This window comes from Hyphomonas jannaschiana VP2 (genome assembly GCF_000685215.1).
GTDB lineage: Bacteria > Pseudomonadota > Alphaproteobacteria > Caulobacterales > Hyphomonadaceae > Hyphomonas > Hyphomonas jannaschiana.
This window is the reverse complement of sequence record NZ_ARYJ01000001.1, coordinates 279,918-305,623: the sequence shown is the minus strand read 5'-3', so window position 1 is coordinate 305,623 and position 25,706 is coordinate 279,918. Positions and strand designations below refer to the sequence as shown.

The 25,706-nt window shown below is 62.3% G+C and carries 30 protein-coding genes and 1 other RNA gene; 19 read left to right on the top strand and 12 right to left on the bottom strand.

The window, feature by feature from the left end:
• The first annotated feature begins 111 nt into the window (after nt 1-111).
• The 3 genes from HJA_RS01485 to HJA_RS01475 all read left to right on the top strand — a co-directional run bounded on the left by HJA_RS01485 (nt 112) and on the right by HJA_RS01475 (nt 2,825).
• Nucleotides 112-1,044: an Hsp33 family molecular chaperone HslO gene (locus HJA_RS01485; protein ID WP_035577288.1), complete on the top strand. Its 933-nt coding sequence runs from the start codon at nt 112-114 to the stop codon at nt 1,042-1,044.
• A gap of 95 nt (nt 1,045-1,139) precedes the next feature.
• Nucleotides 1,140-1,805, top strand: a complete 666-nt coding sequence (locus HJA_RS01480; RefSeq protein WP_162177008.1) for a CDP-alcohol phosphatidyltransferase family protein — start codon at nt 1,140-1,142, stop codon at nt 1,803-1,805.
• Nucleotides 1,806-2,063: 258 nt separating this feature from the next.
• Nucleotides 2,064-2,825: a L,D-transpeptidase family protein gene (locus tag HJA_RS01475; RefSeq protein WP_035577286.1), complete on the top strand. Its 762-nt coding sequence runs from the start codon at nt 2,064-2,066 to the stop codon at nt 2,823-2,825.
• Nucleotides 2,826-2,831: 6 nt separating this feature from the next.
• Here the strand turns inward: HJA_RS01475 and HJA_RS01470 are convergent, their stop codons facing one another.
• Nucleotides 2,832-3,302 carry an NUDIX domain-containing protein gene (locus HJA_RS01470; protein ID WP_035577284.1) on the bottom strand — a complete coding sequence of 157 codons (471 nt, stop codon included), beginning with the start codon at nt 3,300-3,302 and terminating at the stop codon, nt 2,832-2,834.
• 299 nt (nt 3,303-3,601) lie between these two features.
• On the opposite strand from HJA_RS01470, the gene HJA_RS01465 reads away from it, so the two are divergent.
• From HJA_RS01465 to HJA_RS01455, 3 genes are read left to right on the top strand one after another with little or no spacing between them, the layout of a single operon-like run.
• Nucleotides 3,602-4,591 (top strand): calcium/sodium antiporter, encoded by a 990-nt coding sequence (locus HJA_RS01465; protein WP_035577282.1) that lies wholly within the window; start codon nt 3,602-3,604, stop codon nt 4,589-4,591.
• Nucleotides 4,588-5,340 (top strand): SDR family oxidoreductase, encoded by a 753-nt coding sequence (locus HJA_RS01460; protein ID WP_035577279.1) that lies wholly within the window; start codon nt 4,588-4,590, stop codon nt 5,338-5,340. The genes HJA_RS01465 and HJA_RS01460 overlap by 4 nt, the downstream gene beginning before the upstream one ends.
• Nucleotides 5,337-6,359 (top strand): threonine aldolase family protein, encoded by a 1,023-nt coding sequence (locus HJA_RS01455; protein ID WP_035577277.1) that lies wholly within the window; start codon nt 5,337-5,339, stop codon nt 6,357-6,359. The genes HJA_RS01460 and HJA_RS01455 overlap by 4 nt, the downstream gene beginning before the upstream one ends.
• Here the strand turns inward: HJA_RS01455 and HJA_RS01450 are convergent.
• Both HJA_RS01450 and HJA_RS01445 read right to left on the bottom strand, forming a co-directional pair.
• Nucleotides 6,356-6,979, bottom strand: coding sequence for a TetR/AcrR family transcriptional regulator (locus HJA_RS01450; RefSeq protein WP_035577275.1), 624 nt, complete (start codon nt 6,977-6,979; stop codon nt 6,356-6,358). The two genes, HJA_RS01455 and HJA_RS01450, sit on opposite strands and share 4 nt — an antisense overlap.
• 384 nt (nt 6,980-7,363) lie before the next feature.
• Complete coding sequence (locus HJA_RS01445; protein WP_035577273.1) at nt 7,364-8,077, bottom strand: SGNH/GDSL hydrolase family protein; 714 nt, start codon at nt 8,075-8,077, stop codon at nt 7,364-7,366.
• A gap of 104 nt (nt 8,078-8,181) precedes the next feature.
• On the opposite strand from HJA_RS01445, the gene HJA_RS01440 reads away from it, so the two are divergent.
• Entirely contained in the window at nt 8,182-8,583 is a 402-nt protein-coding gene (locus HJA_RS01440) for a hypothetical protein (protein ID WP_035577271.1), read from the top strand.
• Nucleotides 8,584-8,590: 7 nt separating this feature from the next.
• On the opposite strand, the gene HJA_RS01435 is transcribed toward HJA_RS01440, so the two are convergent.
• Nucleotides 8,591-9,121: an AAA family ATPase gene (locus HJA_RS01435; RefSeq protein WP_035577269.1), complete on the bottom strand. Its 531-nt coding sequence runs from the start codon at nt 9,119-9,121 to the stop codon at nt 8,591-8,593.
• Nucleotides 9,122-9,197: 76 nt separating this feature from the next.
• Between HJA_RS01435 and HJA_RS01430 the strand changes: the two genes are divergently transcribed.
• Nucleotides 9,198-10,364: a hypothetical protein gene (locus HJA_RS01430; RefSeq protein WP_035577267.1), complete on the top strand. Its 1,167-nt coding sequence runs from the start codon at nt 9,198-9,200 to the stop codon at nt 10,362-10,364.
• 2 nt (nt 10,365-10,366) lie between these two features.
• Nucleotides 10,367-10,714, top strand: coding sequence for a DUF1428 domain-containing protein (locus HJA_RS01425; protein WP_035577265.1), 348 nt, complete (start codon nt 10,367-10,369; stop codon nt 10,712-10,714).
• A 92-nt stretch (nt 10,715-10,806) separates the two neighbouring features.
• Here the strand turns inward: HJA_RS01425 and rnpB are convergent.
• The 3 genes from rnpB to HJA_RS01415 all read right to left on the bottom strand — a co-directional run bounded on the left by rnpB (nt 10,807) and on the right by HJA_RS01415 (nt 12,753).
• An RNA gene (rnpB, locus tag HJA_RS17775) (RNase P RNA component class A) lies at nt 10,807-11,177 on the bottom strand.
• A 46-nt stretch (nt 11,178-11,223) separates the two neighbouring features.
• The gene (locus HJA_RS18740) at nt 11,224-11,760 is read right to left on the bottom strand and encodes a low molecular weight protein tyrosine phosphatase family protein (protein ID WP_241764270.1); all 537 of its coding nucleotides are present in this window, start codon (nt 11,758-11,760) and stop codon (nt 11,224-11,226) included.
• 90 nt (nt 11,761-11,850) lie between these two features.
• Nucleotides 11,851-12,753, bottom strand: coding sequence for a CHAD domain-containing protein (locus tag HJA_RS01415; RefSeq protein WP_051597233.1), 903 nt, complete (start codon nt 12,751-12,753; stop codon nt 11,851-11,853).
• A 436-nt stretch (nt 12,754-13,189) separates the two neighbouring features.
• Between HJA_RS01415 and HJA_RS01405 the strand changes: the two genes are divergently transcribed.
• Both HJA_RS01405 and HJA_RS01400 read left to right on the top strand, forming a co-directional pair.
• Nucleotides 13,190-13,786, top strand: coding sequence for a hypothetical protein (locus HJA_RS01405; protein ID WP_035577261.1), 597 nt, complete (start codon nt 13,190-13,192; stop codon nt 13,784-13,786).
• 411 nt (nt 13,787-14,197) lie between these two features.
• Complete coding sequence (locus tag HJA_RS01400) at nt 14,198-15,130, top strand: YihY/virulence factor BrkB family protein (RefSeq protein ID WP_051597232.1); 933 nt, start codon at nt 14,198-14,200, stop codon at nt 15,128-15,130.
• Here the strand turns inward: HJA_RS01400 and HJA_RS01395 are convergent.
• Nucleotides 15,127-15,870, bottom strand: a complete 744-nt coding sequence (locus HJA_RS01395) for a peptidoglycan recognition protein family protein (protein WP_035577259.1) — start codon at nt 15,868-15,870, stop codon at nt 15,127-15,129. The genes HJA_RS01400 and HJA_RS01395 overlap by 4 nt on opposite strands.
• Nucleotides 15,870-16,772 carry a DMT family transporter gene (locus HJA_RS01390; protein ID WP_035577257.1) on the bottom strand — a complete coding sequence of 301 codons (903 nt, stop codon included), beginning with the start codon at nt 16,770-16,772 and terminating at the stop codon, nt 15,870-15,872. The genes HJA_RS01395 and HJA_RS01390 overlap by 1 nt, the downstream gene beginning before the upstream one ends.
• A 178-nt stretch (nt 16,773-16,950) precedes the next feature.
• Here HJA_RS01390 and HJA_RS01385 point away from each other — a divergent pair, with 178 nt between their 5' ends.
• The 4 genes from HJA_RS01385 to HJA_RS01370 all read left to right on the top strand — a co-directional run bounded on the left by HJA_RS01385 (nt 16,951) and on the right by HJA_RS01370 (nt 19,617).
• On the top strand, nt 16,951-17,658 hold the full coding sequence (locus HJA_RS01385; RefSeq protein ID WP_035577254.1) for a hypothetical protein: 708 nt from the start codon (nt 16,951-16,953) through the stop codon (nt 17,656-17,658).
• Nucleotides 17,655-18,281 (top strand): class I SAM-dependent methyltransferase, encoded by a 627-nt coding sequence (locus tag HJA_RS01380; RefSeq protein ID WP_035577252.1) that lies wholly within the window; start codon nt 17,655-17,657, stop codon nt 18,279-18,281. The genes HJA_RS01385 and HJA_RS01380 overlap by 4 nt, the downstream gene beginning before the upstream one ends.
• A 19-nt stretch (nt 18,282-18,300) precedes the next feature.
• Nucleotides 18,301-19,101: a heme-dependent oxidative N-demethylase subunit alpha family protein gene (locus HJA_RS01375; RefSeq protein ID WP_162177007.1), complete on the top strand. Its 801-nt coding sequence runs from the start codon at nt 18,301-18,303 to the stop codon at nt 19,099-19,101.
• 78 nt (nt 19,102-19,179) lie between these two features.
• Complete coding sequence (locus tag HJA_RS01370) at nt 19,180-19,617, top strand: EVE domain-containing protein (RefSeq protein WP_035577248.1); 438 nt, start codon at nt 19,180-19,182, stop codon at nt 19,615-19,617.
• On the opposite strand, the gene HJA_RS01365 is transcribed toward HJA_RS01370, so the two are convergent.
• Both HJA_RS01365 and HJA_RS01360 read right to left on the bottom strand, forming a co-directional pair.
• Nucleotides 19,614-20,348: a class I SAM-dependent methyltransferase gene (locus HJA_RS01365; protein WP_035577246.1), complete on the bottom strand. Its 735-nt coding sequence runs from the start codon at nt 20,346-20,348 to the stop codon at nt 19,614-19,616. The genes HJA_RS01370 and HJA_RS01365 overlap by 4 nt on opposite strands.
• Nucleotides 20,349-20,424: 76 nt before the next feature.
• Nucleotides 20,425-20,955, bottom strand: a complete 531-nt coding sequence (locus HJA_RS01360) for a D-glycero-alpha-D-manno-heptose-1,7-bisphosphate 7-phosphatase (RefSeq protein WP_035577937.1) — start codon at nt 20,953-20,955, stop codon at nt 20,425-20,427.
• A 113-nt stretch (nt 20,956-21,068) separates the two neighbouring features.
• Between HJA_RS01360 and HJA_RS01355 the strand changes: the two genes are divergently transcribed.
• Nucleotides 21,069-21,323: a hypothetical protein gene (locus HJA_RS01355; RefSeq protein ID WP_035577245.1), complete on the top strand. Its 255-nt coding sequence runs from the start codon at nt 21,069-21,071 to the stop codon at nt 21,321-21,323.
• 3 nt (nt 21,324-21,326) lie between these two features.
• On the opposite strand, the gene HJA_RS01350 is transcribed toward HJA_RS01355, so the two are convergent.
• Entirely contained in the window at nt 21,327-22,580 is a 1,254-nt protein-coding gene (locus HJA_RS01350; RefSeq protein ID WP_035577243.1) for a TCR/Tet family MFS transporter, read from the bottom strand.
• Nucleotides 22,581-22,677: 97 nt separating this feature from the next.
• On the opposite strand from HJA_RS01350, the gene HJA_RS01345 reads away from it, so the two are divergent.
• The 3 genes from HJA_RS01345 to HJA_RS01335 all read left to right on the top strand — a co-directional run bounded on the left by HJA_RS01345 (nt 22,678) and on the right by HJA_RS01335 (nt 25,630).
• Nucleotides 22,678-23,280, top strand: coding sequence for a GNAT family N-acetyltransferase (locus HJA_RS01345; protein WP_035577240.1), 603 nt, complete (start codon nt 22,678-22,680; stop codon nt 23,278-23,280).
• A gap of 68 nt (nt 23,281-23,348) precedes the next feature.
• A complete protein-coding gene (locus tag HJA_RS01340) occupies nt 23,349-23,921 on the top strand; it encodes a LemA family protein (RefSeq protein ID WP_035577239.1) in 573 nt (190 codons plus the stop codon).
• On the top strand, nt 23,921-25,630 hold the full coding sequence (locus HJA_RS01335) for a DUF2207 domain-containing protein (RefSeq protein ID WP_035577237.1): 1,710 nt from the start codon (nt 23,921-23,923) through the stop codon (nt 25,628-25,630). The genes HJA_RS01340 and HJA_RS01335 overlap by 1 nt, the downstream gene beginning before the upstream one ends.
• Nucleotides 25,631-25,706 lie beyond the last annotated feature (76 nt).

Sequence of the window (25,706 nt, the reverse complement as noted above, 5' to 3'; positions counted from 1 at the left end):
ACGAAGGCACCGCAGACGAGTCAATAAAAAGGTGGGATTTGGCGATCACAGAGCCGGACCTTGATACGCGGGCAGGGCGCTGCCACATGGGGGCGTCACAAGGAGCCCGTCATGGCTGACACATCCACGCCCCTCAGCGACTTCGTTGCCAATTTCCAGATCGATCAGCGGCCCGTGCGCGGCCGGGCCGTCCGCATGGGCGCCGGCAGCATTTCGCCAATCCTGCACCGGCACGATTATCCTGTGAGCCTTGCCCGTATCCTGGGCGAGGCTGTCACGTTGGCCGCACTGGTCGGATCGTCCCTGAAGTTCGATGGCCGCCTCCTGGTGCAGGCCGAAGGCGATGGCCCGGTGAAGATGCTGGTCGGCGAATACCGCTCCGATGGCGGTGTGCGCGGCTATGCACGCTTCGATGCCGAGGCATGGGCGCATCTGGACAAGCTGAACAAGGGCGCAGCCCCGCACATGCCGCAGCTGTTCGGTGCGGCCGGGCGGCTGGGGCTCATCATCATTCAGGACAATCCTGCGATCCAGCCCTATCAGGGCATCGTTCCGCTTGTGAAAGGCACGCTGGCCGAATGCGCGGAGGACTATTTCGCCCAGTCCGAACAGGTGCCGACGCGCATCCGCCTGTCGCTCGCCGAGTTCGAGCGCAAGGGCGAGCCCGGCCTCTGGGTCTCCGGCGGCATGATGATCCAGCGAATCGCTGAGGATGAAACGCGCGGCGATACCGAAGAGGCGTGGAACGAGGCGCAGGCCCTGTTCGCGACGGTCACCGACCAGGAACTCGCCGATCCGGACCTGCCGATGGAGCGGCTGCTCTACCGCCTGTTCCACGAACAGGGTGTACGGATGGAAATGCCGGTCACACTGGATGACCGCTGCACCTGCAATGAGGAACGCCTCATTGCGACGCTGCAGAACATGCCTGATGACGGCCTGCACGACCTCGTGGAGGACGATGGTACGCTGTCGATCGACTGCCAGTTCTGCGGCCGCCACTACACCGTGCCGATCGAAAAGGTCACCGGCGCGGCGAACTAGAAACAGGCCCGGTCTTTCATTCTGCGTGAATGGGAGGCCGGGCCTCTCCTGCATTCCGCATTGCTTCGGCGTCCGCCCGCTGGCACATGGGGTCCATGACGTTCAAATGGCTCCCCAATGCGCTGACCATCGCGCGCTGCGTGTTCGCGCTGCTCTGCCTCGGCGGGATCGTGCAGGCCCTGAAAGTGCAGGACCTGATTATGATCGTGCCGGAAGATGCCGTCTCTGCTGTTCAAGAGAGACGGATCGCGATTCAACAGCTCTGGTACCAGTTCGCCCTGCTGGCCTTCCTGTCCGGCGCGCTGACGGATTTCCTGGATGGATGGCTTGCCCGCAAGCTGAACGCGCAGTCGCGATTTGGTGTGTGGCTGGACCCGATTGCGGACAAATTTCTGGTCGGCTTTGCCTTGCTGGGCCTCGCCCTGATTTTCCACACCTGGCTGATCTACATCCCGGCGGCGGCGATCATTGCGCGCGATGCCTTCATGACCTGGTTGCGCACCACGCCGGCCGGCAAGGCGGTGGTGGACCCGTCCAATCTGGCCAAATGGAAAACCGCCTGTGAAATGGCCGCCATTATCGGCCTGATGCTGCCGCTGGCGGCCATCCCGCAGAGTGCCGTGACGCAGGACGCGACGGGGGGGCATCTGGCGGAGCTTGCTGCGGTCCTGCTGGTCGGCCTTCTATGGATCGCGGCGGGTCTGTCGCTGCTGACGGGCTGGCGCTACATGGTGGCGGCGGGCCGCAGTCGTAAAAGCTGAATGTAGAAACGCCGGCTCCAAGGGGAATAAAGAGCCGGCGTTCCATTTTCGTCACCGGCGCGCAGAACAAGGGGAAACCCGCAGCGCTGATGGCCTTTCGAATGACGAGAACTGGTTCACTCCCCCGTCACGGAAAAAGCGTCTCACCGGCCACTTAAAAGAGGTTTAACACTCGCGGCAGGAATAGGGCGTCATTTCCTCGGAACCGCCACAGGACTGGCCCCTGTGCTGCCGCATTCGGGGCAGACCACTGGGTTTATGAAACGTAAACGCCCCATCGCTGCCTGGAAGCTCGTCGCCGTGTTCGGCGCGGCGATGGCGTTCCTCTGCCTGCCGGCCGTGCTGGCCGTGGCCGGGGTGGACGATGTTCGCGAAACGCCGCGCTCCCGGGCCGTGGTCGAAGCGCAGACGGCCAGTCTCCGCGGCGCGCTGGCAGAGGAGGGGCTGCGCCTCGGCGCGCCCGTTTACCTCCGGCTTACCAAGGAACCTGCTGAACTGACGGCCTATGTCGCCAATGCGGAAGGGGTGTACGAACCGTTCCGCTCCTGGCCGGTCTGTGCCTTTTCCGGTGAACTGGGCCCGAAACGGGCAGAAGGGGACATGCAGGCCCCCGAAGGTTTCTACAGTGTCGCGCCCGGCCAGATGAATGCCGCCTCGGACTATCATCTCGCCTTCAATCTCGGCTTTCCGAACGCCTATGACCGGGCGCAGGGCCGCACCGGCTCTTACCTCATGGTGCATGGCGACTGCGTGTCGATCGGCTGCTACGCCATGACCGATGACGCCATTGAAGAAATCTGGACCCTGATGCAGGCCGCGATGGAAGAAGGCCAGCGCTCTGTGCCGGTGCACATCTTCCCGTTCCCGATGACGGCGGCGAACCTTCAGCGTCATGCCGGAGACCCGAATGCCGCCTTCTGGCGCTCGCTGGCCCCGGCCTGGGAAGCGTTCGAAGACACCGGCCATGTGCCGGTCGTGCGGGTGTCGGACGGGGACTATGAGGTCCTTCCGGCCAGCTGATACGGCTTAACGGGGCGGGGCCCAGTAGGGCGAGGCCGGGGCGCCGCCGAACATTTCCTGAAGCTTGGTGCGCGTACCGCCTGTAGTGCCCTCCGGCGGGGACAGCGGATCGGCCCAGACCGCTTCGGCGATTTCCCCGCGAGAGGTTGCCTTGCCCTGCGTCCAGGTACCCGGCCGGGCCCGGTAAAGCACGACATGATCATTCGGAAACACGAAATGGTTGGAATAGATGCCGACCAGGTCCGGTGTAGACGTCAGCGAGAAGCCGCCTTCTTCGAGGAGTTCGCGCTCCAGTGATTCCAGACTCGTCTCGGCCTTTTCCACGCCGCCGCCCGGCAGGTACCAGCCGGGCGTGTAAGTGTGGCGGATCATGAAGATTTTCCCGGCCTCATTCTCCACGACCGCCCGCACGCCGAGGGTCATCGGCCGCGAGAGGCGGAACCAGGACTGGAAGAGGCGGGTGCGGATACGGGCCATGCGATCTCCCTAATGATGTCGTCTCAAGATGAGGTGAATGCAAAAATTTTCCTGCGCTCGGCGGAAAATTCGGGGTTTCCGGTGAAAAATCGGGTGAAAACCCTGTCGAATTGGGCTCGCCATGCGCGGCGCACCGCGCTATGCACACGCCAACAAACACAATCATGTGACAAAGATTTCACAAGCGAGAAAGCGACATGATCCATCCGTCCCTGCTTGCCATTGCCGCCATCGTCGTCGTTTTCGGCGTCCTCAACCTGATTGAATTCAAGCGGCTGGACTAACCGCTAGGCTTGTTAATGCCGGAGCTCTCTCTGATCGCTGCCCTCGTCGGGGGCCTCGTGATCATGGCACTGGCGGGTAACGCGCTGGTCAGCGGCGCTGTGTCCCTGGCTGCCCGGATGGGGGTTTCCCCCCTTGTCGCGGGCATTTTTATTGTCGGTTTCGGCACGTCCGCCCCTGAAATGATTGTGTCGCTCGATGCGGCCCTGTCGGACCGGTCCGGTCTGGCGCTCGGCAATATTGTCGGCTCCAATATCGCAAACGTCTTCCTCGTGCTTGGCTTGCCGGCCCTGATTGCGCCGATTGCAGCGGGCGGGGTGGGGGAGAAGCGCGGCCTGACGGCGGTCATCGTTGCGGCCGTGGCCTGGATCGGCATTACCGCCATCATGCCGCTGACGCCGATGGTCGGCATCTGCTTCATCGCGCTCCTGATCGCCTATTCCGGCCTGACTTTTATCGCGGCACGCCGCGCCGTGGCCGCCGGCAAGGATCCGGGAGTCACCGAGGAGGAAGACCCGCACCTGCCGCTCTGGCTGGCGCTGGTCTATGTCCCGCTCGGCATTCTGGGCCTGGTGCTGGGCGCAGACCTTGTGATCGAGGGCGGCGTCGGAATTGCCATGTTCCTGAACGTGCCGGAGGAATATATCGGCCTCACCCTGCTGGCCGTCGGGACCTCGCTGCCGGAGATCGGCGCGGGACTGGTTGCCGTGGTCAAGAAGCAGGGGGAAGTGCTGATCGGCAATGTGCTCGGCTCCAACGTGTTCAACATCCTCGGCGCGGGCGGGATCATCTCCCTGTTCGGCCCGGTGCAGATGGCGCCGACCTTCCAGCAATATGACCACTGGGCCCTTGGCCTTGCCACGCTGGTCCTCGCTTATGTCATCCTGACCAAGGCGCGGATCGGGCGGCTCTTCGGCCTGCTGCTGCTGCTGATCTATGCCGCCTATATCTATGGCCTGATCACCGGCCTCAACATTACCGGCTTGTTCCAGCCGGCGGGGACATGACGCCCGGTATCGCGCTCGTCACCGGCGCCGGGGCCCGTCTTGGCCGCGCCATGGCGCTCGCGCTGGGGGAAGATGGCTGGAAAGTTGCCGTCCACTATCACAGCTCGTCCGAGGGCGCCGACGAGACGTGCGAAGTGATCCGGAAGGCCGGCGGCACCGCAGAGGCCATAGAGGCCGATCTGGCAGACGAAGACGCCCGCAGCGGCCTCATTCCCGGTGTGGCGGACCTGCTGGGCGGCCCGGTCAGCCTGCTGATCAATTCGGCCTCCACCTTCCATGACGACACGGCACTGACCCATTCCCGGGAGGACTGGGACGCGCACATGGAGCCGAACCTGCGGGCGCCGGTCCACCTGGCGCAGCTGATGGCCTCGGACCTGCCGGACGGCCAGAAAGGGCTGGTGATCAACATGATCGACCAGCGCGTCTGGAAGCTGAACCCGGTCTTCTTCACCTACACCCTGTCGAAGGCGGCGCTGTGGCAGGCGACGCAGACACTGGCTCAGGCGCTGGCGCCGGATGTCCGCGTCAATGGCATCGGTCCCGGGCCGACGCTGGCCAGCGTGCATCAGACGCCGGAGGAGTTCGCTGCGGAGAAGGCCGCCACCCTGACAGGGGAGGGCTCGTCCCCGGAGGAGATCGTGCGGGCCATGCGCTACCTGATCGCCGCCAGCAGTGTGACAGGCCAGATGATCGCCAGCGATGGCGGCCAGCACCTGATGTGGCAAACTCCGGACATGAACATATGAACTTTTCTTCCGACACGTCGGCGCCGGCGCATCCCGCCGTGATCGAAGCGCTGGCCGGGGTCAATACCGGCATGGAAGCCAGCTATGGCGGCGACAGCGTGACGGCGGGCCTGCGGGCGAAACTCGCCGCCGTGTTTGAAACGGAAGATTTCGATTACTGGCTGACCGCGTCTGGCACGGCGTCCAATGCGCTGGCGCTTTCCTGTTTCTGCTCGCCGATCGGTGCGGTTCTCTGCCATGAAGAGGCCCACATCGCCCGGGACGAGCGCGGCGCGCCGGAATTCTTTTCCGGTGGCGGCAAGCTGCAGCTGCTGACCGGGTTCGGTGCACGGATCGACCGGGAGGCGCTGGAGACGGCGCTTGGCCAGATCAATCCCGGCTTTGTGCATGAGACGCCCGCCGAAGTGCTGTCTCTCACCAATCTGACGGAATGCGGCACGGCCTATCGCGCTGCGGAAATCGCGCTCTATGCGGGGCTTGCGAAAGAGAAGGGACTGGCCGTCCATCTCGATGGCGCACGTCTCGGCAATGTGCTTGCTTCCGGCAAGGCCTCTGCGGCGGACATGACCTGGCGGTCTGGCGTCGATGTGCTGACTTTCGGCCTGACCAAGACCGGCGCGATCGGATGCGAGATCATTCTCCTTTTCGGCGGTGCCCGGAAGAAATTTGCGGCGCTTCAGGCCCGGGCCAAACGGTCTGGCCACATGCCGCCAAAGATGCGGTTTCTGGCTGCGCAGGCTCACGCCATGCTGGAGGATGGCTTGTGGCTGAACCTGGCAGGGCAGGCCAATGCGCGGGCAGCGGCCCTGGCAGACCTGTTCACCGGCGCCGGCTATGAGCTGGCCTATCCGGTCGATGGCAATGAGGTCTTCCCGTTCCTGCCGGAGGAGGTGGCGCGGCGGCTGATGGCGGCAGGCGCAAAATTCTATCCCTGGCCGGGCGGAGCCTACCGGTTTGTCTGTTCGTGGAATACGGCCGAGGCGGACATCGCGGCGCTCGCCGAGGCGCTGAAGCCCTAGGCGCTTTCTGCGAAAGCCCCGCTCAGCCAGTTGTTGAGATGCCGGACAGATGACTGGTCATCCAGGGGTGCCACGGCGCGTCCACCCAGCAAATGCTGATGCAGGCTCATCATGATGACCGGTGAGAACATAGCGATGGCGGCTGTGCGCAGCTCGTTCGGATCTTCGGGCGAGCCCGGCGTGCCGGAGAGTTTGATGCAGACGCAATCGAGAGACGGCTCCAGCACATGTTCCAGATAGGCCTGCCCGACATCCCGGTCGGCCATGCCTTCAACCATGCCAAAGGCGTGCATACGGACGAACAGATCATCATTCATGCGGTTCAGGGCGTGCTGGAAACAGGCGCTGACCGCTTCGTCCACACTTGCGGCGGGTTCGGACAATTGCGCCCAGATGGGTTGGGCGCGCTCGCCCAGTTCCGCCATCATGGCGATGACGAGGCCTTTGCGGTCGGTAAAATAATGACGCAGTGTCGGCTCTGAAGTTTCGGCTGCCATCGCAAGCTGGCGCAGGGAGGGACGCTGGATGTCACCGGACAGGGCAAAGTCGATAACGCTTGCGAGCAAGGCTGAACGCTTCGCGTCAAAGTTGTAGTTCCGGGCGCCAGGTGTTCGGGCCATGAAGGGGCCTGCCTCTCTTTACCGTTAAACCGGTTTCTATCGGAGTGAATATCTGATTTCAGTAGCCGCGACTAGTGTATCGCGGCTGAAAGTGTCAACGCGCTACACTCAGCCGCGCAGCGTAAAGACACGCGAAGACTGAAATATTAGGCTGATTTGCCTTGATTTCGTACGCCTTCATGCCCCGTTAAGTCTGCCCGGAATTGCCATTTTTGCGTGCATGAAAAATTGCCTGCCGGACCGGGATCGTCGCCGGCAGGCGCGCCGTCCGCCCATCTTCCTTGGAGTGATTCTAGCGCAGTTTCCGGTGAGCGGCACGCACCTTGTGCTTGAACCGGCACGTGTGGAGGGCACGTGCGGTACGTAAGTTTGCCGGCCGCCGGACTACTGGTTCTGGCTGCGCAGATCGTCCAGGATCATCTCTGCCATATGGTCATGTGCCGGTACGGACGGATGCCACTGGCAGCCATAGGCAATGGATGGGTCGCCGCCATTCAGGGCGAGATAGCGGATGTCTGCGTCATAGTCCTTGTTCACGGACTTCACCGCCGTCTCCACGGCGTGGCCATGGAGGGCATTGTCCGTGCCGCCCAGCATCGGGCCGGTCAGCGCATAGATGGTGGCATCCGGATAGCGCATGGTCATCAGGGCCAGCAGGTCTTCCATCGCCGGAACGAAGCGGTCGGTCGGGTCGTTTTGGAAAAAGTCATGGGTGCCGAGATTGACGAGCACAAGTTGAACCGGGCCGGTCGCATCGAGGCGTTCCAGCTCTCCGGCCCGCGTCAGGCGCATCGACATCGTATTGGTCTGATTGTCCCCGTAATTGTGCACAAGGCCAATGCCCGGCCAGGCGAACATCTCATAGTCCACGCCCAGCGCATCAGCGACCTGGACGCCATAGGAGTGGCGCTCGGATGTGTATTCCGGCGTCAGCGGGCAGGTCTTGTCCGGCCCCATCGCACCGAGGCCGAGGGAAATGGAATCGCCCACGATCAGCACCTTGCCCGGCAGGTCCGGCAACGGGCCCTTGGGCGTTTCCTGATTGGCACAGGCCGGCATGGCCAGCAGCAGGGCGCTCAGCAGTATACGTTTCAGCATTATGGAATCCGTCTCCTTTGACCGGGTCCACCGCACATTTTGCCGGATCTTGTGCATAGCATGTGCCAGAATGATGTCAGGCTTGTACCGGAAGGGGACGACAAATGCCAAAACCTGCAGGCTATTCCGGCAAGCCGCTCTGGCAGAAACTGGGCCTGAAGCCTGGTATGTCCTGCCTGCCCCTGAATTCGCCCGGGCCGTATCAGGCATTGGTGGACGGGGCGCAAGACATTGATTTTGTTGAGAAAGGGCCGGCGGACCTTGTCCATCTGTTCTGCCCACTCCGGGCGGATCTGGAGGCGGGGATAGGCCCGGCGCTGGCACATGTGTCGCCCGGGGGCATGTTGTGGGTGTCGTGGCCGAAGAAAAGCTCCGCCCTGTTCCGGGACCTGACCGAAGACATGCTGCGGGAGATCATCCTGCCCACCGGCTGGGTCGATGTGAAAGTCTGCGCCGTGGATTCAGACTGGTCCGGCCTGAAATTCCTCCGCCGGAAAACCCGCTAGCGCCGGATCAACCAAGCTGCAGCGTGGACAGGATATGGTCTGTGCGATCCGCCACCGCTACTTTGGGCAATACCTGGGTTCGATAACCGAATTCAGGAAATGCCGCAGCCAGCCGGTCATATTCGGCGACCGCCTCGTCCAGCCCGTGCTTGCGGGCTGAGTCTGTTTCGTAGATCTCCGGCCAGGGCGGCGCCAGGAAAACCGTTTCGGCGTAGCGGTAAAGGCGGGCGGCATCTTCCGGCGCCCTACCGGTCAGGTGCTGCAGGCCGGACAGCGCATCGATGATCCCCCGGTCGAAGAAGACCGGTCCGGCCAGGGCGCGGGCGGCCTCGAAATCTTCGATGGCCAGCGACAGCGTGCGCTGCAGGAAGGCCTCCATATCCAGCCAGGGCAGGGCATCGCCGCCATGCGCCTCTTCCGCCTCGACAACGCGCCGGCCCGGCTCTTCCACGACATGATGGCCGCAGGCCTTCAGCACCTTCAGCAGTGTCGACTTGCCCCCGCCGGAGCATCCGGAAATGACGTTGAGTTTGTTCATGCGTCGACTCTTTGATTAAATGTACGGACACGGTCCTGGCAGGATCTGGGCCTGGCCGCATTGGACGGGGACACATATGAATATCAGATGGCTCACTTTCGTTTGCCTGGCTGTTCTGCTGGTTCAGGGTGTTCCAGCGAACGCCGAAGATGAAGCTTCCAGTCCGGATCCCTATGCGTCCCTGGATTCCTGGATGCGTGCAGAAGCGCTGAATGAGCGCTGCAACATGCTCAATTATTTCGAAGTCCGCACGATCGACAAGGCGATCAATGACGCGGCACAGGATACGCCGGAAGGACAAGCCAGCAATTTTGCGGCTGGTCAGTCGTGGTTTGAGGAGACATTCGCCAAATACAAGGTAATGCTAAACGCGCACCGCAAACAAGCGAAGACAGAAGTGAGCGGCAGGCCCTGCACCGGCGCGGACGCGGACATCACGGCGGCCCGCTCCGCCTACGCGCCCTACTACCTGAGAGCCATGCTGGCTGCCCAGAATGCGCCTGAGCTGAATTCGGGCCGCGCCGGGCAAAAGAATGCGGCGATGCAGCTTGGCCAGTTCGCTGGGAAAATGTTTGGCGCCAATTATCAATCCGTCGCCAGTCAGCTGGTCGCGCAGAATACGAATGAAGGGGTGACGCCCTCCAGTGCCTGGAAGGGAATTCAGTCCAGCGTTTACGATGCCTTGTGGCAGATCCGTCTGGGCGAGAAGAATTACGTGTATCAGCCCTATCCGGGAGAACCTGGATATTTTCGGGCAAAGCTTGCGAATGTTGACGGCGCGTATTTCCCGGCCCGCCTTGGCCGCCGGTTTCACCCGGACATCCGTGATGCGTCCGGCGCAAGAATCCGGATCAATCAGGCGGAAGGCGTGATGAACAGTGGACGGATCGTGATACTGGTCAGCAAGGATGCTGCCAATTGGGGGCCGAATACGCTGGAGGCGGAACTCCTTGTCCAGAAGGAGCCGGACCTGATGGCATGGAACAAGGAAGACTGGCGGGCCGGCACAATTCGCTTCCGGGCCGAACAGCTTGCTGATCCGTCCTGTCCGGCCGATTTCTGTTTTGTCTTCCCAGCGGAGGCCTCAGATGCCATTCGCGTCCGCCGTGCTGAAAAGGGGGCTAGCTACAATTATGAATTGTTCATCGGCCCGCCAAACCTGTTCCCGCTGAAGGATGAGGAAAGCACCTATCAGCGCGACAAGTATTACCCGCCAACCCTGCCAGAAGGCCAAGGAGAATGAGCATGAGTTACGTAGACGGCGTCGTGGCCGCTGTGCCGGAGGCCAACAAGGACGCCTATATCGAGCATGCCCGTCAGGCGGCGGCGATCTTCCGGGAGTATGGCGCTATTGCGGTCGCAGAATGCTGGGGCGACGATGTGCCCGAAGGCAAGATCAACTCCATGCACACAGCCGTTCAGCGCAAGGACGGGGAAGCCATCGTCTTCTCCTGGACCATCTGGCCATCCAGGGAAATCCGCGATGCCGGGTGGGCCCGGATGATGGAAGACAGCCGGATGGCGGATCAGGAAATGCCATTCGATGGATCACGGATGATCTTTGGCGGCTTCAACATGGTGCTTGACGCCTAGGAATGCGGAGAAAGCCCTCGCTTGCGCTTCGGGCCTTTTCTTCCTCAATTCGATCCTCGATCGAATTGCCGCGCCTTGCGCGACCGGAATAAAAGACCAGACGGCCTGTAAGCCGGGTTCTGTTCGCCTGATTGCTCAGGTCTGGCAGCCATTCCTCTGGGATGCCTGTTGCCAGGCACCTCACGCGACACACCCGGGGCGCAGGCGGGATACAGCCCATGCGCGCCCCCTATTCGGTCTTGCTCCGGGCGGGGTTTACCGTGCCGGTCCTGTCGCCAGTCCCGCGGTGGGCTCTTACCCCACCCTTTCACCCTTACCTCCCCGGGGGGAGGCGGTTTGCTTTCTGTGGCACTTTCCCTCGGCTTGCGCCGGGCGGCCGTTAGCCGTCGCCCTGTATCCCTGGAGCCCGGACTTTCCTCCAGCATGCCGTTACCAGCATACCAGCGGCTGCCCGGCCGTCTGGTCTGGCGAGGTATATAGGGCCAAGGGCTGCCCGTGGCCAGCCGCGTTTACGCCGTCCCGAAGATCAGCGGTTCGCATTTCTCGCGCAGCAGGCCGATCAGCTCGTCTTCCATGAACTGGTAGTCGTCCGGAATTTCCAGCACGTGCAGGGGCTTGTAGGCGACTTCCTGGCGGAAATCGGCGCGCAGGCGCTGTGCGTGCTTGTCCTCCATGACGAGGATCATGTCGGCCCAGCGGATGTCGGCCAAGGTGATCTTGTGCCGGGCATTGTGCGCCGTCCCGGCTGAGCGGGTGGCGACGCCGGCGACACGGGAGAACATGGCTTCGCCCGTCGGGCTGCGCCATTTGTTGTGGCTGCAGACGAAAAGGACTTTTACCGGCTCTGCATCGGCCATCAGTTTCTCCCATTCCCGGTGCGGCCATATCTTGCCGATCTGGCGCGCGCGGCCAAGCTTGTTCGCGCGCCGGTAGATCAGTTTCCAGCTTTTCTGTTCGAAGCCGCGATAGGTCGGCTCGACCTTGCGGTCGCCGTTATGGTTACGGGCAGCCACACGGCGTGCGGCCCGGTTTGCGGGGTGTGACATCGTCTTTTCCTCATGTTGTCGGGTTCAGCAGCCGCGGCAACACGAGAGACTGGGGAGATAAAACCGGACGCTGCCCGTTTCAAGAGGAAATCAGGTGCGCGCCGTGTCCTGCCAGGTGGTCCAGTAGGCAGTGATACTGTCGCCGAACGGGCGCGGCTTCTCCGCGAACAGGCGGTGGCCATGGTGCAGGCAGTCCGGCGCGAGGCGTTTTTCCTCCGCCTCAATCAGGCCGCCCAGCACTTCGCCCACTTTTGCATCGGCGTTTTCGATCATCGGCAGCACGGTGAGGCGGAAGACGGCCAGATCATGCAGGTCGCCCAGAGACGTTGCCAGATGCCGCGCCTCGACAATCCGTGCATGGATCATTTTCGGCCAGACGTGTTTCAACAGGCGCATGTGATACCAATGGTATTTCACCCGCTTGCGGAATTCATGGAATTCCACCGGCGTGCCGTCGTCTTCGGCGTCCGCCAGCGTCTTCACGGCGCGCTTGTAGGTCTGGGCGACACCGCGGCCGACAATGTCCGCCGCCTTGCCTTTGACTTTCCAGTCATCGGTGCGGGCGAGGGCAGCGACGAACGCCTCCCGCGCCCCGGCGAGGCGCTCGGCGACATGCACATCGTCTGCGGGCGGGCTCCCGGCGGCGAGCGTCTCGCGCACATCGGCAAAGAAATTGCCGCCAATCACCTCGCCAAACCGCGCCTCCAGCGCGCCGACCGTTTCCAGCAGAGCGCCTGCGTCGCGCAAATCCGCCAGGCTGCGCGACAGGTCGCGGAAGGCGGCATTCTCATCGGCATAGGCCTTGAAGCCCGGCCGCACGAGCCGGACGAGGCCGCGGATCTTCTTGCACCGCTTGCGCAGCTGGTGGACGGTCGTCACCGGGCCAAGCGTCTCATCGTCAATCTCGGCAATCGCCGTTTCGATCTGGCTGCGCGCAATGCGGCGCACCCCATGGGTCAGGGAATGATCGGACAGGCGGAAGGAATAGGACAAGGCGGCATCTCATTTGCGGTGAAGACGTTTTGTATCGCAACCCGGCATCGCGGCCAAAGCGATACGCTTGAGAGTGGAATCGGGGCGGGGGCCAGTCTCCAGTCCGTCCTGATCCGGTATAGTCCGGCTTAGTCCGGTATAATCATGGCTGATCATACATAGTCATGGCGAAGTCATGTTTGGTGCGCCTCTGGTCATGCACTTCTGAGAGAGGATAGTTCAGGACCCATCCCTCACCTCCCAGACCCTCACGGGCGCGGGTCCCGCCTCTCCCGGAGGGAGAGGGGTTATCCTTTCCAGACAGCAAACCTGTAACGGCGGCGCCGGTTTCACCCCTCTCCCGCTTGCGGGAGAGGAGGGGCCCATCGCGCCAGCGATGGGAGGTGAGGGCCTTCCTCAATCCACCCCATAAGCGCCCCATGCGACTCTTCCCGCCATGACAGACCCCACCGACTTCCTCTCCCAGGCCTGGCACACGCTCGCCCGCGCGATTGCCGAGGCGGGTGTGAATGCCGACTTGTACAAGACACCTGAGACGATCTCGAAATCGGTGAACCGGCGCGTGCGGGTGGAGCTGAAGCGGCTGGCCGTGCTGCTCCGCCGTCTGATCTTCCTGATCGCGCTGCAGATGAAGCTGGCACCTCTGAAGCCCCGTATCGGCAGCAATTATTACGAGCCCAAGCAGGCAGACGCAGACTACCGCTACATCTTCACCATGGTGTCTGCGCCATCGCGCCCATGCCCGCATTTCATGAAAGGGCCTGTGACGGTGCCCATGCGCGGGCCTGTGCCCGCCGCGCCGCTGATCGCGCGGTGGCAGGCCATGCTCGACACGCTGAAGCATCACAGGCGCCGCGCACGGCGGCTCGCCCGAACGATCCAGCGCTGGCAGGCGGCGGGTGAGGCGAGACCGCACGTGCCGCCGATCCCGCACGCGCACCGTCTGCCCGCGGCCATCGCCCTCGTCTCCGGCGGGCTGACGGTGCAGCTGATCGAAGCGCTGAAAGACTGGCCCAGTTTCGACACGAGCTGAGTTTGCCGACAATCAGGTATTTTGCCGGAGCGCGGGGGCGTTTCCGGCCGCTGGTGCTGGCTCGCCCGCGCCCGTGCTTCGACTTCGCTCGAGCCAAGAGCGCTCCGGGAGTGCGGACTCATCCTGAGCGCTTCGAGGGAAAAGAAATCGCACTGCGATTTCCCCGAGAAGGCCCAAGCGCAAGCGCAGGGCATCGAAGGATGAAAGGCAAAGAGCAGAAGCCCACCTCTTGTCACCCCGGAAAGCCCGCAGGGTTTATCCGGGGCCTGGTTCCCGGTTCGAAACGACGCACTGGGTCCCGGATATTTGCTGCGCAAATTCCGGGATGACACCGGAATGACGGCGCAGCGAATGGCCAAGCGTCCCGAACCGTTTTAAACATGGCAGAACCACCGGAACGACAGGATCCCCATGCGGCCATGGATTGAGAAACTGCCCTTGCCGGACTGGCTGAAGGTCTGGGCCGTCGAGCCGGTCTGGGGCGCCATCATGCGCCTGTCGAAACCGGAAGTGCGCATCGTCACCGGCGGTATCAGCTTCTATGCGCTGTTCTCGATCTTTCCGATCATCTACCTGACGCTCAGCCTGTTGTTCGCCTTCCTGCCGCTGGACCTGTCCCAGCGCCTCGCCGAAACGGTGGACGATGTGCTCGTCTCCGCCGTTGCGCCGCTGTCGAAGGCAGACCTTGAAACCATCCGCCAGGTCACCCCGCAGGGCGTCACCCTGAGGGCGTTGCTGGCAGTGATCGTCGTTCTGTATACGGCAAGCTCTGGCGCCAAGGCCGCCATCACCGGCATCCGCATGGTGACAGGGTCTGAGCGGCGCACGCGGATCATCCGCTTTCAGGGCGTGTCGATCCTGATGACGGCGCTGCTGATCCTGGCAGTCTGGCTGCTCGGCGCGCTGCAGCTGATCCTGTCCTTCGTGACCGAGAAACAGGGCTTTATCGCCTATGACCTCGCCCTGCAGATCAGCCATCTCGCCTCGCGGCTCTGGCTTGGCAAATGGATCGCCTGTTTCGCCATCTTCTACATGATCCTCGCGGTCGCCCTGCATGGGCGCCTGAAGGGGCACCGGGCGAAAGCGGCCGGCGCCGCCGCCGGGGCGCTCAGCTGGGTGATCGCGACCTGGGGCTTTCACCTCTATCTGAAGTTCACCGCGCTCGACAATTTCTATGGCGCGCTGGCCTCCGTGATCCTCGGCTTTATCTGGCTGGCGACATCCGTGTCATCGCTCCTCTTCGGCGCGGCGCTGACGGCCGAATGGGCGGCCCGCCAGGCGGAGCCGGAACTGATCGACGAAGATGACGAGGAGGATGACATCGTCCTCGGCGGGGAAGCCTAGTCCGCCGTATACAGCGTATGGACCGCCGCAATCCGGCGCAGGGTTTCAAAGTCCGCCGTGCCGGTCACCCTGCCGGGCCGCCAGCGGCGCTGGAATGCCCGGACAACCGCCTCGGTCAGCGGGTCAAAAATGCCGGTCTCGGCGATGCCGTAGCCGATGCCGGCCAGAGTGGCCTGAAGCTTTTCGACGTCCGGTCCTGTTTCGCCGGGGGCGAGGCCGGGGCCATCGGCTGGGCCGGTCCCGTCCGGCCAGAGACCAATCCCGGCGCGGGCGAGCTGTTCCCAGGGGAAGTGCTCGCCGGGATCCTGCTTGCGCAGGGGGGCGATGTCCGAATGGCCGACGATCCGCGTTTGCGGAATGTCATGCGCGGCGAGGATTTTCCGGCAGAGCCCGATCAGCGCGTCGATCTGGGCCCGCGGGTAGGGCGGCAGGCTGCCATCGGGCAGCGGGAAATCGTGCCCGCCATTGACGATCTCGATCCCGATGGAGCGGGAGTTCAGGTCCTCCTCGCCCTGCCAGCTGGAGACCCCGGCATGCCAGGCGCGGCGATCCTCGGCGACCAGCTGGTCCACCCGGCCATCCTCCCAGAGGAGGTAATGCGACGAGACCTTGGCGTCCGGGTTGCGCAGCTGGTCAAAGGCTGCCTGTCCGGTTTCCATGCCGGTATAGTGCAGTACCAGCATGTCGACCGGATGCTTGCGCTCGTCGAAATTCGGGCTGGGGGAGGAGGTGATGTCCATCAGCTGTCTCCGGCGCCCGCTTTGCGGCCAAGGGCGGCCTCGGGCAGGCGGGTGTTCTGGCGAACCGCGATCATGAACACACCGGCCAGCGCAATGACAGCGCCCATCAGCAGCCTCGGCGAGACCGGCTCGTTCAACAGCGCCACACCGAAGACAACGCCCCAGATCGGCGTCATCAGGGTCAATGGAGACAGCATGGAGACATCATACTTCTTGATCAGCGTGTAGAAAGCACCGTGCCCGAAGATGGAAACGCCCGCGATGGCAAACAGGCTGGCCAGCCAGACCGGCCAGCCGCCATGGATGTACGCCTCCACCTGGCCGCGCTCCCAGAGGAAAGAGACGGCAAACAGCGGGGCAAAGCTGAACAGGCCGACCCAGGCCTGGACCTGAAGGCCGGTCAGCGGCGGCATCTTCTTCATCAGGATGCCCCCGAAGGACCCGATGAAAGCAGACCCGACCACGAACATCAGGCCGACGGAAATCTGGAAGCTCGAAGGATCGAACGCGATCAGCACCACGCCTGCAAAGGACAGCATGATGCCAAGCCCGCGGCGCCAGCCGATCGTTTCGCCGAGGAATGCCATGCTCATCAGGGTGGAGATCGGCACGCCGAGCTGTCCGGTCACCGCGACTGCCGAGGCTTCGGCCGATTGCAGGCCGAGGAACAGCAAGGCGAAGTTCAGCGATCCGATCATGATGGAGATCAGAAGCAGGGTGAACAGCTTGTCCGGCACCGGCCTCAGGAAGGGGATCAGGAACAGGGCGACACCGGCGAAACGGACTGCGGCAAAGAAGAGGGGCGGGACCTGCATGTCCGCCACCACCCACCGCGTCAGCACGATATTGAGGCCCCAGACGAGGCAGACACCGAACAGGAGGAGAAAATCACGGAAATTCATGTTTGCCCCGTATCAGGCTTTTCCCGGTTTGGGCAGGCTCTATGAAGGCCTCCGTCGGGGGAACCGGGGCGACTTTCATGCGTACACTTGTGGCTGCATTCAGGCTGGGTTTAAGTTAACATCAATAAGGGTGTACGGCTGAGCCGCGGACAGGCAGCGGCCTTATGGGAGTAGGTGGATGTCTCTGATCTGGTGGATTCTGCCAGCAATTTCAGGCGTTATCGGCCTGATGCTGCTGTTTGCCGGGTTCGGTAAACTGGCAAGCCTGAAGCCCGTCAGCGGCGGCGGCCGGCTGGTTTTCGGGGTCGGTTTCCTTGGCCTCGCCGGGATTGTGGCCCTGTCAGGCCTGAACCTGCAGACCTATAAGCGTCTGACACTTGAGCGGGATGCCGCCCACATCCGCTTCGATGCTGTTGTCGGTCAGCCGAATACCTATCAGGCCACCCTGACTGTGCCGCAGGAGGTCGAGCCGCGCGTTTACACGCTGACGGGCGACGAGTTCTCGATGGGCGCGCAGGTGATCAAGTTCAAGCCGCTGGCAAACATGCTGGGCTATGATTCGGTCTACCGGCTGGAATATCTCGAAGGCCGCAATTCGAACCGCTATTCCACGGAAGCTGTCACGAAGGCGGAGTCCAATGGTATCCGCCTCTATGCCAATCCGGGGCTGGATGTCCGCAAATTCGCGGCAGAGCAGGGCGCGCGCTTTGGTCTGGAAGATGCGCAGTATGGCTCTGCCACCTATATGCCAATGGGTGATGGATACGAGTTCGACGTGAATATCACGCAGGATGCGCTGGTCGCCCGGCCAACCGAAGCGACCCGTCTGCTGATGCAGCGGGCGGCCTATCCCGGGTTCCAGCCCGGAGCGGAGACACCGAAGTGAACCCCTGGGAAAAATACGTCGTTCCGAACCTGATCTCGTGCGCCTGCGCATCGAAGCCGATGATGAAGCAGCGCGAAAAGGTCATTCCGCACGCGGAAGGCAAGGTGCTGGAAATCGGGTGCGGCAGCGGCACGAATTTCAGCTATTACGATCCGGAAAAGGTCGAACGGCTTTATGCGCTGGAACCGTCTGAAGGCATGCTGAAAAAGGCGCGCCGCACGGCAGGTGCGCTTGGAATCGGCAACAGCATTGAATTCCTGGAGACCGGTGCGGAGTCGGTTCCGCTGGAAGATCACTCCATCGATACGGTGGTATACACTTTTGTCCTCTGCACGATCCCGGACTGGAAAGGTGCCTTGCAGGAAACCCGCCGCCTTCTGAAACCGGGCGGGAAGATCATTTTTTCCGAACACGGTCTCGCGCCGGACGAAGGCGTCGCAAAGTGGCAGCGCCGGGTGGAACCCGTCTGGAAGCCGCTCGCGGGAGGATGCCACCTCACCCGCGATACAAAGAAGATGCTGGAAGAGGCGGGCTTCGAACTGCAGGACGCGGAAACCATGTATCTGCCGGGCACGCCTAAGATTGCCGGTTTTTGTTCCTGGGGGTCCGCCGTTCCGGCCTGACATGCGGGAGCCGCCCTATTTGCCATTTCTATCCGGTCCGGCCAGCCTCGCCCCGGGGCTGAAGCCGATCGCGCCGGAAAACCTGATTGCGCCCGATACCGAGGCCGAAGCCTGGCTGCCGGAGAAGCGGCGGATCATGAAAGCGCATCGCGCAGAGGTGTTTTTCTCAAACCTGCCGGATGTCGCGCTGATCGAAGCCTCGCGCCTTGTTACAGGCCACCTTCCGCCCCCGGAGGAAGACTGGCCAACCCCGCTCGAAGGTGCAGCCGCCCGCGTCTCTGACGATCTCTGCCTGCTCCAGCGCGGCGCGGATGGGCTCTGGCGGCTGGAAGCGGCAAGCCTTGTCGCGCCGACTTTCTGGCGGCTCGCCGAAAAGGCCGGCCAGCCGCTGGGCGGGCTGCACGATCCGGTACCGGACGCCAATCCGGGACTGGTTGCCCGGATTGCGCGCATGTTCGATGCCCTGCGTCCGGGGCAGGTGCTGGAGCGGTTCAACTGGACGGTCCAGGCCGGTGATGCCCGGTTCACACCTGACGCGGCACCGCTTAAGGCGCTGGCTGCAAATACATCCGATGAGGCGGCGCTGCGCGTCCTTCATCTGCGTGTCGAGCGGCAGACAATTTCGAAACTGCCAGACAGCGGCCTTTTGTTATTCACGATCCGCATTGCCGTCGATCCGCTTGAGGCGGTGCTATCCTCGCCGGACCGCGTCGCGGCGTTTCAGGCTGCGTGGAATGGCACGGATCCGGCGCTCGCGGCCTATAAGGGGTGGCCGCATTATGAGCGGCTGGTGCGCGCTGCACTCCGCCGCCTTTCCTGACATGCCTTTTCTGAGGGAGGCAACCGCGTTATGCCTCGGACGGAATCGAACACCGCAGAATGAGAGACGGAAGACGCAATGAAATACTGGCTGATCAAATCCGAACCCGATGCCTGGAGCTGGGATGAGCAGATCGCCAAAGGAGATGAAGGCGAAGAATGGAGCGGTATCCGCAACTATCAGGCCCGGAACTTCATGCGCGAAATGAAGATCGGCGACCGGCTCTTCTTCTATCATTCCAACAAGGGGCTGGAAGTCGTCGGCATTGCGGAAGTTTGCAAGGAAAGCACGCCGGATTCAACAACGGATGATCCGCGTTGGGACTGCGTCTGGGTCAAGGCACTGGCACCGATGCCGAAGCCGGTCAGCCTGAAAGACGTGAAGGCCAACCCGAAGCTGAGCGAGATGAGCCTGGTGACATCCTTCCGTCTCTCCGTTCAGCCGGTGACGGCGGCAGAGTGGAAAGAAGTCTGCAAGATGGGCGGGATCGATCCGAAGACGCTGAAGCCGGTCTAGGCGGGTTTGCGGTAGACGGAGATATGCATACGGCTGTTGGCGGTGAACTCTGATTTGTCCCAGCCGCCCCAACGGGTTTCAAGGTGCATCCCGGCAAGCTCTGCCATCAGGTCCGTTTCCTGAGGCCAGGCATATCGCATGGGCAGCGGCGTCAGCTGCATCCCGTCGGGCGTGACGCGCAGGACCTGATAGTCGATCCGCTGCGTCGTGGGATCATGCACCGCCGCTTCGAGCGCCAGCGAGCTGAACCCGACATGCCGGGGCATCACGCTGCGATGGTCATGGAACTGGGCGAGGTCCGGCACAAAGGCTTCAATCAGGAACGCTCCGCCGGGCGCAAGCATGCTGGCTGCATTCCGGAAGCAGTTCACCTGCGCAGCCTGACTGGTCAGGTTATAGAGCGTATTGAAGATCAGGAAGATGAAGTCGAATGTGCCGTCCGCCTTCACCTCCGACATATCACCGATCGTGACCGGTATGCCGTGCCCGCCGGGTTTCTGACGCAGTTTCTCCACCATCAACGGCGAGGCTTCGATGCCTTCGATCCGGCAGCCGCGTTCAGCCAACGGAAGGGCAACACGCCCTGTGCCTATGGCAAGTTCCAACGTGCGGCCGGGCAGGGCGAATTCCGACAGAAGTTCAACGGCGGCTTCGGTCGTTCCGGGATTGTGTAGCAGATCGTATTCGTCAGCGTTCAGTTCGCCAAACGTTTCCGGACGATAATTTTTCATGGTCTGGCAATATCAGGGGACAGATAAATCATCTGCCGGTCTGTAGCACGAAGCGGATTTCGGCGCGAGGTTGTTTTTAACCCCGGTTGCCTTCTTCAAAGCTGGCAAGCGTCCATTCGGCAAATTGGAAAAGATTGCCGCCGCTGAACAGGAAGCCGGCGACACCGGCGGCGCGGGCGGCCTGCATGTCGGCTTCCTTGTCGCCGATCATGAAGCTGAGCTCCCGTCTGACCGGAAAGTCCGACATCGCCTGCAGTAGCATTCCGGGCTTCGGCTTCCGGTCGAAACTGTCTTTGCGGTAGGCCGGGTTTTCTCCCGCCTCGTGGTAGGGGCAGTAATAGATGTGGTCGATATGCGCGCCGGCCTTTGCCAGCTCTGCCTGCATCCAGTCATGCAGCGCCTTCATGTCGGCCTCGGTGTAATAGTTGCGCGCAATGCCGGACTGGTTGGTGACCACGAAAACGAACCAGCCGCGCTTGTTGAAGGCGGCAATGGTCTCGGCGGCGCCGTCCACCCATTCGAAATCCTCGACCCGGCTGACATAGCCCTTGTCGACGTTGATCACGCCATCACGGTCGAGGAACAAGGCGGGGCGGAGGTCAGCCATCGCGCCGGTCTTTGCCTGCATCCCCGGGCGCTGGCAACTGTGTCCCGATGCTGCGGGGCTGGACGCGCGGGGCAAGACAGCGTTTGTTGCAGTCCTGCCGGGAGATTGTGCCAATGGGATTTCTTGTATCCGTTCTGCTGAGCGCCTTGGGCGGTATCGTTGCCGGTCTGGGGGCTGCGCGCCTGTCCCGCGGGAACATGACCGGCGGTCTGCTGGGCGGCATGATCGGGGCGATGTCGGTGTTCCTGTATCTGCATCCCGTGTCGGAGGGAGGCTCGCCCGCGCGGTTGATCGCACTGCTGGAAGGGGCCGCGGGCGGCGCACTGCTCGGTCTCGCAGGCGGTTTCATGATGCGGAAAAAGACCTGATGCCTATTCGGCAGAGGATGGAATGGCGTCCCGGTTGACGGCCACGCCGCGCATGAAGGGTGCGAGCGAGAGCAGCGTCAGCAAGCCCGCCAGCAGGAAAGCCGCCCCTGCGAAATGGACTGCTGCCCCCTCATGGGTGAAGGCATACAGAATCCCGTTCATGGTGAGCGGCCCGATAATCATGGCCATCGCGTTGAGGCTGGAGGAGGCGCCCTGCAACTCCCCCTGCGCATTGGCGGGGGTGACTGTCGACATCAGGGAGTTCAGTGCGGGGGACGCAACACCGCCTAGCGCCCCGAACGGAATGATCGCATAGACCATCCAGCCATGGCTGGCGAACGCATAGGCAAACAGCGCCGCGACGTTGACGCCAAACCCGAGCAGGGCGGTCTTCACCGTGCCGATCCGGTCGAGGATCAGGCCCATCAAGCCGGCCTGCACCACGGCGGCGCCGATGCCGACAAGGCCGAGCGAAAAGCCGATTGCCTTCGGCGTCCAGTTGTATCGGATCTCTGAATAGACGTTCCAGGTCGACGGGAAGACCGTATGCGCCAGCATGAAGATGCCGGCGGCAATCAGGAACCAGCCGACATGCGGCAGTTTCGAGAAATGCTTTGCCGCACCCAGCGGATTGGCGCGCCGGATGTCAAAGGCACGGCGATTATCCGGATCCAGCGATTCCGGCAGGACGATTAGTCCATAGAGGAAGTTCAGAAAGGCAAGCCCTGCGCCGGCAAAGAAGGGCGCGCGCGGGTCGATTTCTCCCAGAAAGCCGCCGATGACCGGGCCAAATACGAAGCCAAACCCGAATGCCGCCCCGATCATGCCAAAGGCGCGGCCGCGCTCTCCCGGCGTGGTCACATCGGCGATGTAAGCATTTGCCGTGGAATAGGTGGCGCCGGAAATGCCTGACAAGGCCCGGCCGAGGAACAGGAGCCAGATATTGTGGGCAAAGCCCATGATCAGGAAATCGATGGCCAGTGTCGAGATCGAGGCCAGAAGGACGGGCCGCCGGCCGAATTTGTCAGACAGGGCACCCATGACCGGGCCGAACAGGAAATTCATGACGGCATAGGTGGCGGCCAGCGGGCCGAGCCAGAGCGTCGCTTCCTCCGACGTAACATGCGCCAGTTCCCGGATCAGGGCCGGAACGACGGGAATGATCAGGCCAAAGGCCAGCATATCCAGCGCAACCGTCACGATCACGAAGAAGAAGGCATTCTTGCCGTGTTTTCCGGGAGGTGCGCTGTCAGTCATCGCAGGCAGGTTTGGCCCTGCCCGCCGGGCGGGTCAATCGGTTTTGACGCAGGGTGACGGATTGCCGGAGCGGCGAGGCGAGCGCAGGATCGCCGTCATGACGGAGGGCATTCCGATCACTCGCCACCCGGCCCCGCCGGAACAGGTTGAACGCATCCGCGCGGCGGTTCGTGAGGCGGAGCAGCTGAACGATTCGCGCCTGGCCAGACCTGAGGATGCCGAGGGACTTTATGCCTTGTTTTCAGAGCCGAAGGTCAACGCGCCAATCTATTCGCTGCCCCGGCCGCTGACCGTGGAGACGGTTCGGCTGTTCATTGAGGATCATCAGGCCCAGCAGGCACGCGGGGAGGGCCTGTTGTTCGTCCGGGACACCGGCGGCGGGCAGATCATGGGCTATTCCGACATCCAGGTCTGGCCGGAATGGGCAGCGGGCGAAATCGGCGGCGGCCTGCATCCGTCGCTTCACTCGAAGGGCACAGGCACGAAAGGCGCAGCCCAGACCTTCACCTGGATGTTCGAGGCGCTGCACCTCGATTTGATCTGCGAAACGGCGAGCCTGGAGAATGTGATTACCCAGCGCATGCTGGATGGAATGGGCTTCCGGAGAATGGGGCAGGTCACATCGCGGCGGACGGATGGGACGACGCGGGAATCGCTCGTCTGGGAAATGACACGGCAGGAATGGACGGCATCCCGCTGATCCCTTCGGGGTGACACCTTAACAGAGCGTCCAATGCTGGATATGCATGAAGCTTCCTGAACCGGAGGATGCGAAACGTGGGACTATACATTGCCGGCGCCATTCTGATCGTACTGATTATCGGCGTGATCCTGATCTATAACGGGCTCGTCCAGAAATCTCAGATGGCGGACAATGGGTGGTCCGACATCGATGTCCAGCTGAAACGCCGCGCAAACCTTATCCCGCAACTCGTCAACACAGTGCAGGGCTATGCCACGCACGAGCGGGAGCTGTTTGCCGACATAGCGGAGAAGCGGGCGAAGGCGCTGGCCGCCGGCGATGACCTTGCCAGCCGGGGCGAAGCGGAAAGCGAGCTTTCCCGGCCCGTCGCAAAGCTGATGGCCGTGGCAGAGGACTATCCTGACATGAAAGCCAGCCAGAACTTTCTCGATCTGCAGCAGGAACTGGCCGACACCGAAGACAAGATCGAGATGGCCCGGCGCTTCTATAATGGTGCAGTACGCGAACTGAACACGCGTGTGCAGAGCTTCCCGGCCAACCTGATGGCAGACATATTCGGATTCCGCACGCGGGAGTTTTTTGAAGTGTCGATGCCGGAGCGGGCGGTTCCGAAGGTCGACCTCGGAGGCGCAAGCTGATGTTACGCCATCTGCTGGCCGTGGTCGCCGCCTGCCTGTTCGTTCTTGCGGCAGGCGCGGACGAGAAGATCAACCGCTTCGATGTCGGTATCGCGGTACAGCAGGATGGCGACATCATTGTCACCGAGACGATCAATGTGACCATCGAAGGCCGGGACATCCGCCGCGGCATCTTCCGGGACCTGCCTCGCTATTACGCAGATGATGTGAAGCCCGGAGACAAGCTGCCCTATCAGTATGACGTGCGCCGGGTGCGCCGTGATGGCCGAAAGGAGCCCTACACGGTCGAGCAGGAGGGGAATGCCTATCGTATCCGGATCGGTGATGCCGACGTGCTGCTGGACTATGGCGATCATACCTATGTCATCGAATATGAGGTGAAAAACCAGATCCGCTATTTCAATGACCATGACGAACTCTACTGGAACGTCACAGGCAGCTATTGGTTGTTCCCGATTGAAGCGGCGTCGGCACGGGTGACACTTCCCGATAATGCCAGCGTCATCGAAGCAGCTGCCTACACGGGCAAAAAAGGCGAGACCGGCCGCGACTATTCCTACAGGCAGGAAAACGGCGTTCAGGTCTTCGAGACAACCCGTCCACTGGACCGCCGCGAAGGCCTGACGATTGTTGTTTCAGTTCCGAAGGGAGTAATTGCGCCGCCGTCTGTCGGGGACAGGGGGATGCTGTGGTGGTTGCGCAATGGCGCTCTGGCGATCCTGGTTGCCTCCTTCTGTGGGGTCTTCTGGTTCCTGATGTCGGGGTTCCGCAAGGTAGGGCAGGACCCGCCCAAGGGGCCGGTCTTCCCGCGCTATGAACCGCCGGAAGGCTATTCGCCCGCCGCCGTCCATCATATCTATTATCGCGGCATACGCGGGCATGGCGCCCTGATCGCGACCCTTATCAGCATGGGCGTGAAGGGATTGGTGGACATAGATGCTTCGAGCAAGAAGGAAACAACCCTGACCCGAAAGCCGGGCAGTGCGGCCAAGATCATGCCGGATGAGGCCATTCTGGATGCTGGCCTTTTTGGCGGCCGCACCGAACGGACGCTGGGTGGAAAGTATGATGCGGGCTTCACGTCAACCTACCAGACATTCCGCCAGTCCCTGTCCCGTAAATATGGCAGCGCCTATTTCCGCTGGAACATCGGCTACACGCTGGTCGCCGCCGTGATGACGATCGCTGCCGTGGTCTTCGCAATTGCGCAGGCGACGAACTGGTCAGGCCTGCATACGCTTGTGGTTCTGGCATTTGCGGCGTTGAATGGCCTCTTCATGTACCTCATGCCTGCGCCGACGGTGAAAGGTCAGAAAATCCGTACAGAAATCGAGGGCTTCAGGCTTTACCTCGAAACGGCAGAGAAGCTCCAGATGAATGCGGTGAAAGTGGGCAGCGATGCGCCGCCGCCGATGAGCCTGGAACGGTATGAACGTTTCCTGCCCTATGCCGTCGCGCTGAATGTTGAGAAACCATGGACGAAATACTTTGAGGACCAACTACCCGCAGAGGCCGAAAATTACAGTCCGGCGTGGGGCCATTTTGGCAGCCGGTCCTTCCGCAATGTTGGCGGGATGAACGACGCCATCATGTCCAGCATGAGCACGGGGGTTTCCAGCTCCCTGCCGCAAAGTTCGAGTTCGTCCGGTGGGGGCGGTGGGGGGTCGTCCGGTGGTGGTGGTGGCGGCGGCGGGGGCGGCGGCTGGTAGATCTTTCTGCCCGGTGCTGTGTCTGAAAAATGAAATTTTCGAGGCGGTGCAATTTTATGATTGCGCGGGAAGAAAA

Excerpts from the sequence above, each read along its gene's own strand:
- HJA_RS01485 (WP_035577288.1), top strand. The coding sequence starts at position 112 with ATGGCTGACACATCCACGCCCCTCAGCGACTTCGTTGCCAATTTCCAG.
- HJA_RS01480 (WP_162177008.1), top strand. The coding sequence starts at position 1,140 with ATGACGTTCAAATGGCTCCCCAATGCGCTGACCATCGCGCGCTGCGTG.
- HJA_RS01475 (WP_035577286.1), top strand. The coding sequence starts at position 2,064 with ATGAAACGTAAACGCCCCATCGCTGCCTGGAAGCTCGTCGCCGTGTTC.
- HJA_RS01470 (WP_035577284.1), bottom strand. The coding sequence starts at position 3,302 with ATGGCCCGTATCCGCACCCGCCTCTTCCAGTCCTGGTTCCGCCTCTCG.
- HJA_RS01465 (WP_035577282.1), top strand. The coding sequence starts at position 3,602 with ATGCCGGAGCTCTCTCTGATCGCTGCCCTCGTCGGGGGCCTCGTGATC.
- HJA_RS01460 (WP_035577279.1), top strand. The coding sequence starts at position 4,588 with ATGACGCCCGGTATCGCGCTCGTCACCGGCGCCGGGGCCCGTCTTGGC.
- HJA_RS01455 (WP_035577277.1), top strand. The coding sequence starts at position 5,337 with ATGAACTTTTCTTCCGACACGTCGGCGCCGGCGCATCCCGCCGTGATC.
- HJA_RS01450 (WP_035577275.1), bottom strand. The coding sequence starts at position 6,979 with ATGGCCCGAACACCTGGCGCCCGGAACTACAACTTTGACGCGAAGCGT.
- HJA_RS01445 (WP_035577273.1), bottom strand. The coding sequence starts at position 8,077 with ATGCTGAAACGTATACTGCTGAGCGCCCTGCTGCTGGCCATGCCGGCC.
- HJA_RS01440 (WP_035577271.1), top strand. The coding sequence starts at position 8,182 with ATGCCAAAACCTGCAGGCTATTCCGGCAAGCCGCTCTGGCAGAAACTG.
- HJA_RS01435 (WP_035577269.1), bottom strand. The coding sequence starts at position 9,121 with ATGAACAAACTCAACGTCATTTCCGGATGCTCCGGCGGGGGCAAGTCG.
- HJA_RS01430 (WP_035577267.1), top strand. The coding sequence starts at position 9,198 with ATGAATATCAGATGGCTCACTTTCGTTTGCCTGGCTGTTCTGCTGGTT.
- HJA_RS01425 (WP_035577265.1), top strand. The coding sequence starts at position 10,367 with ATGAGTTACGTAGACGGCGTCGTGGCCGCTGTGCCGGAGGCCAACAAG.
- HJA_RS18740 (WP_241764270.1), bottom strand. The coding sequence starts at position 11,760 with ATGTCACACCCCGCAAACCGGGCCGCACGCCGTGTGGCTGCCCGTAAC.
- HJA_RS01405 (WP_035577261.1), top strand. The coding sequence starts at position 13,190 with ATGACAGACCCCACCGACTTCCTCTCCCAGGCCTGGCACACGCTCGCC.
- HJA_RS01400 (WP_051597232.1), top strand. The coding sequence starts at position 14,198 with ATGCGGCCATGGATTGAGAAACTGCCCTTGCCGGACTGGCTGAAGGTC.
- HJA_RS01395 (WP_035577259.1), bottom strand. The coding sequence starts at position 15,870 with ATGGACATCACCTCCTCCCCCAGCCCGAATTTCGACGAGCGCAAGCAT.
- HJA_RS01390 (WP_035577257.1), bottom strand. The coding sequence starts at position 16,772 with ATGAATTTCCGTGATTTTCTCCTCCTGTTCGGTGTCTGCCTCGTCTGG.
- HJA_RS01385 (WP_035577254.1), top strand. The coding sequence starts at position 16,951 with ATGTCTCTGATCTGGTGGATTCTGCCAGCAATTTCAGGCGTTATCGGC.
- HJA_RS01370 (WP_035577248.1), top strand. The coding sequence starts at position 19,180 with ATGAAATACTGGCTGATCAAATCCGAACCCGATGCCTGGAGCTGGGAT.
- HJA_RS01365 (WP_035577246.1), bottom strand. The coding sequence starts at position 20,348 with ATGAAAAATTATCGTCCGGAAACGTTTGGCGAACTGAACGCTGACGAA.
- HJA_RS01360 (WP_035577937.1), bottom strand. The coding sequence starts at position 20,955 with ATGGCTGACCTCCGCCCCGCCTTGTTCCTCGACCGTGATGGCGTGATC.
- HJA_RS01355 (WP_035577245.1), top strand. The coding sequence starts at position 21,069 with ATGGGATTTCTTGTATCCGTTCTGCTGAGCGCCTTGGGCGGTATCGTT.
- HJA_RS01350 (WP_035577243.1), bottom strand. The coding sequence starts at position 22,580 with ATGACTGACAGCGCACCTCCCGGAAAACACGGCAAGAATGCCTTCTTC.
- HJA_RS01345 (WP_035577240.1), top strand. The coding sequence starts at position 22,678 with ATGACGGAGGGCATTCCGATCACTCGCCACCCGGCCCCGCCGGAACAG.
- HJA_RS01340 (WP_035577239.1), top strand. The coding sequence starts at position 23,349 with ATGCGAAACGTGGGACTATACATTGCCGGCGCCATTCTGATCGTACTG.
- HJA_RS01335 (WP_035577237.1), top strand. The coding sequence starts at position 23,921 with ATGTTACGCCATCTGCTGGCCGTGGTCGCCGCCTGCCTGTTCGTTCTT.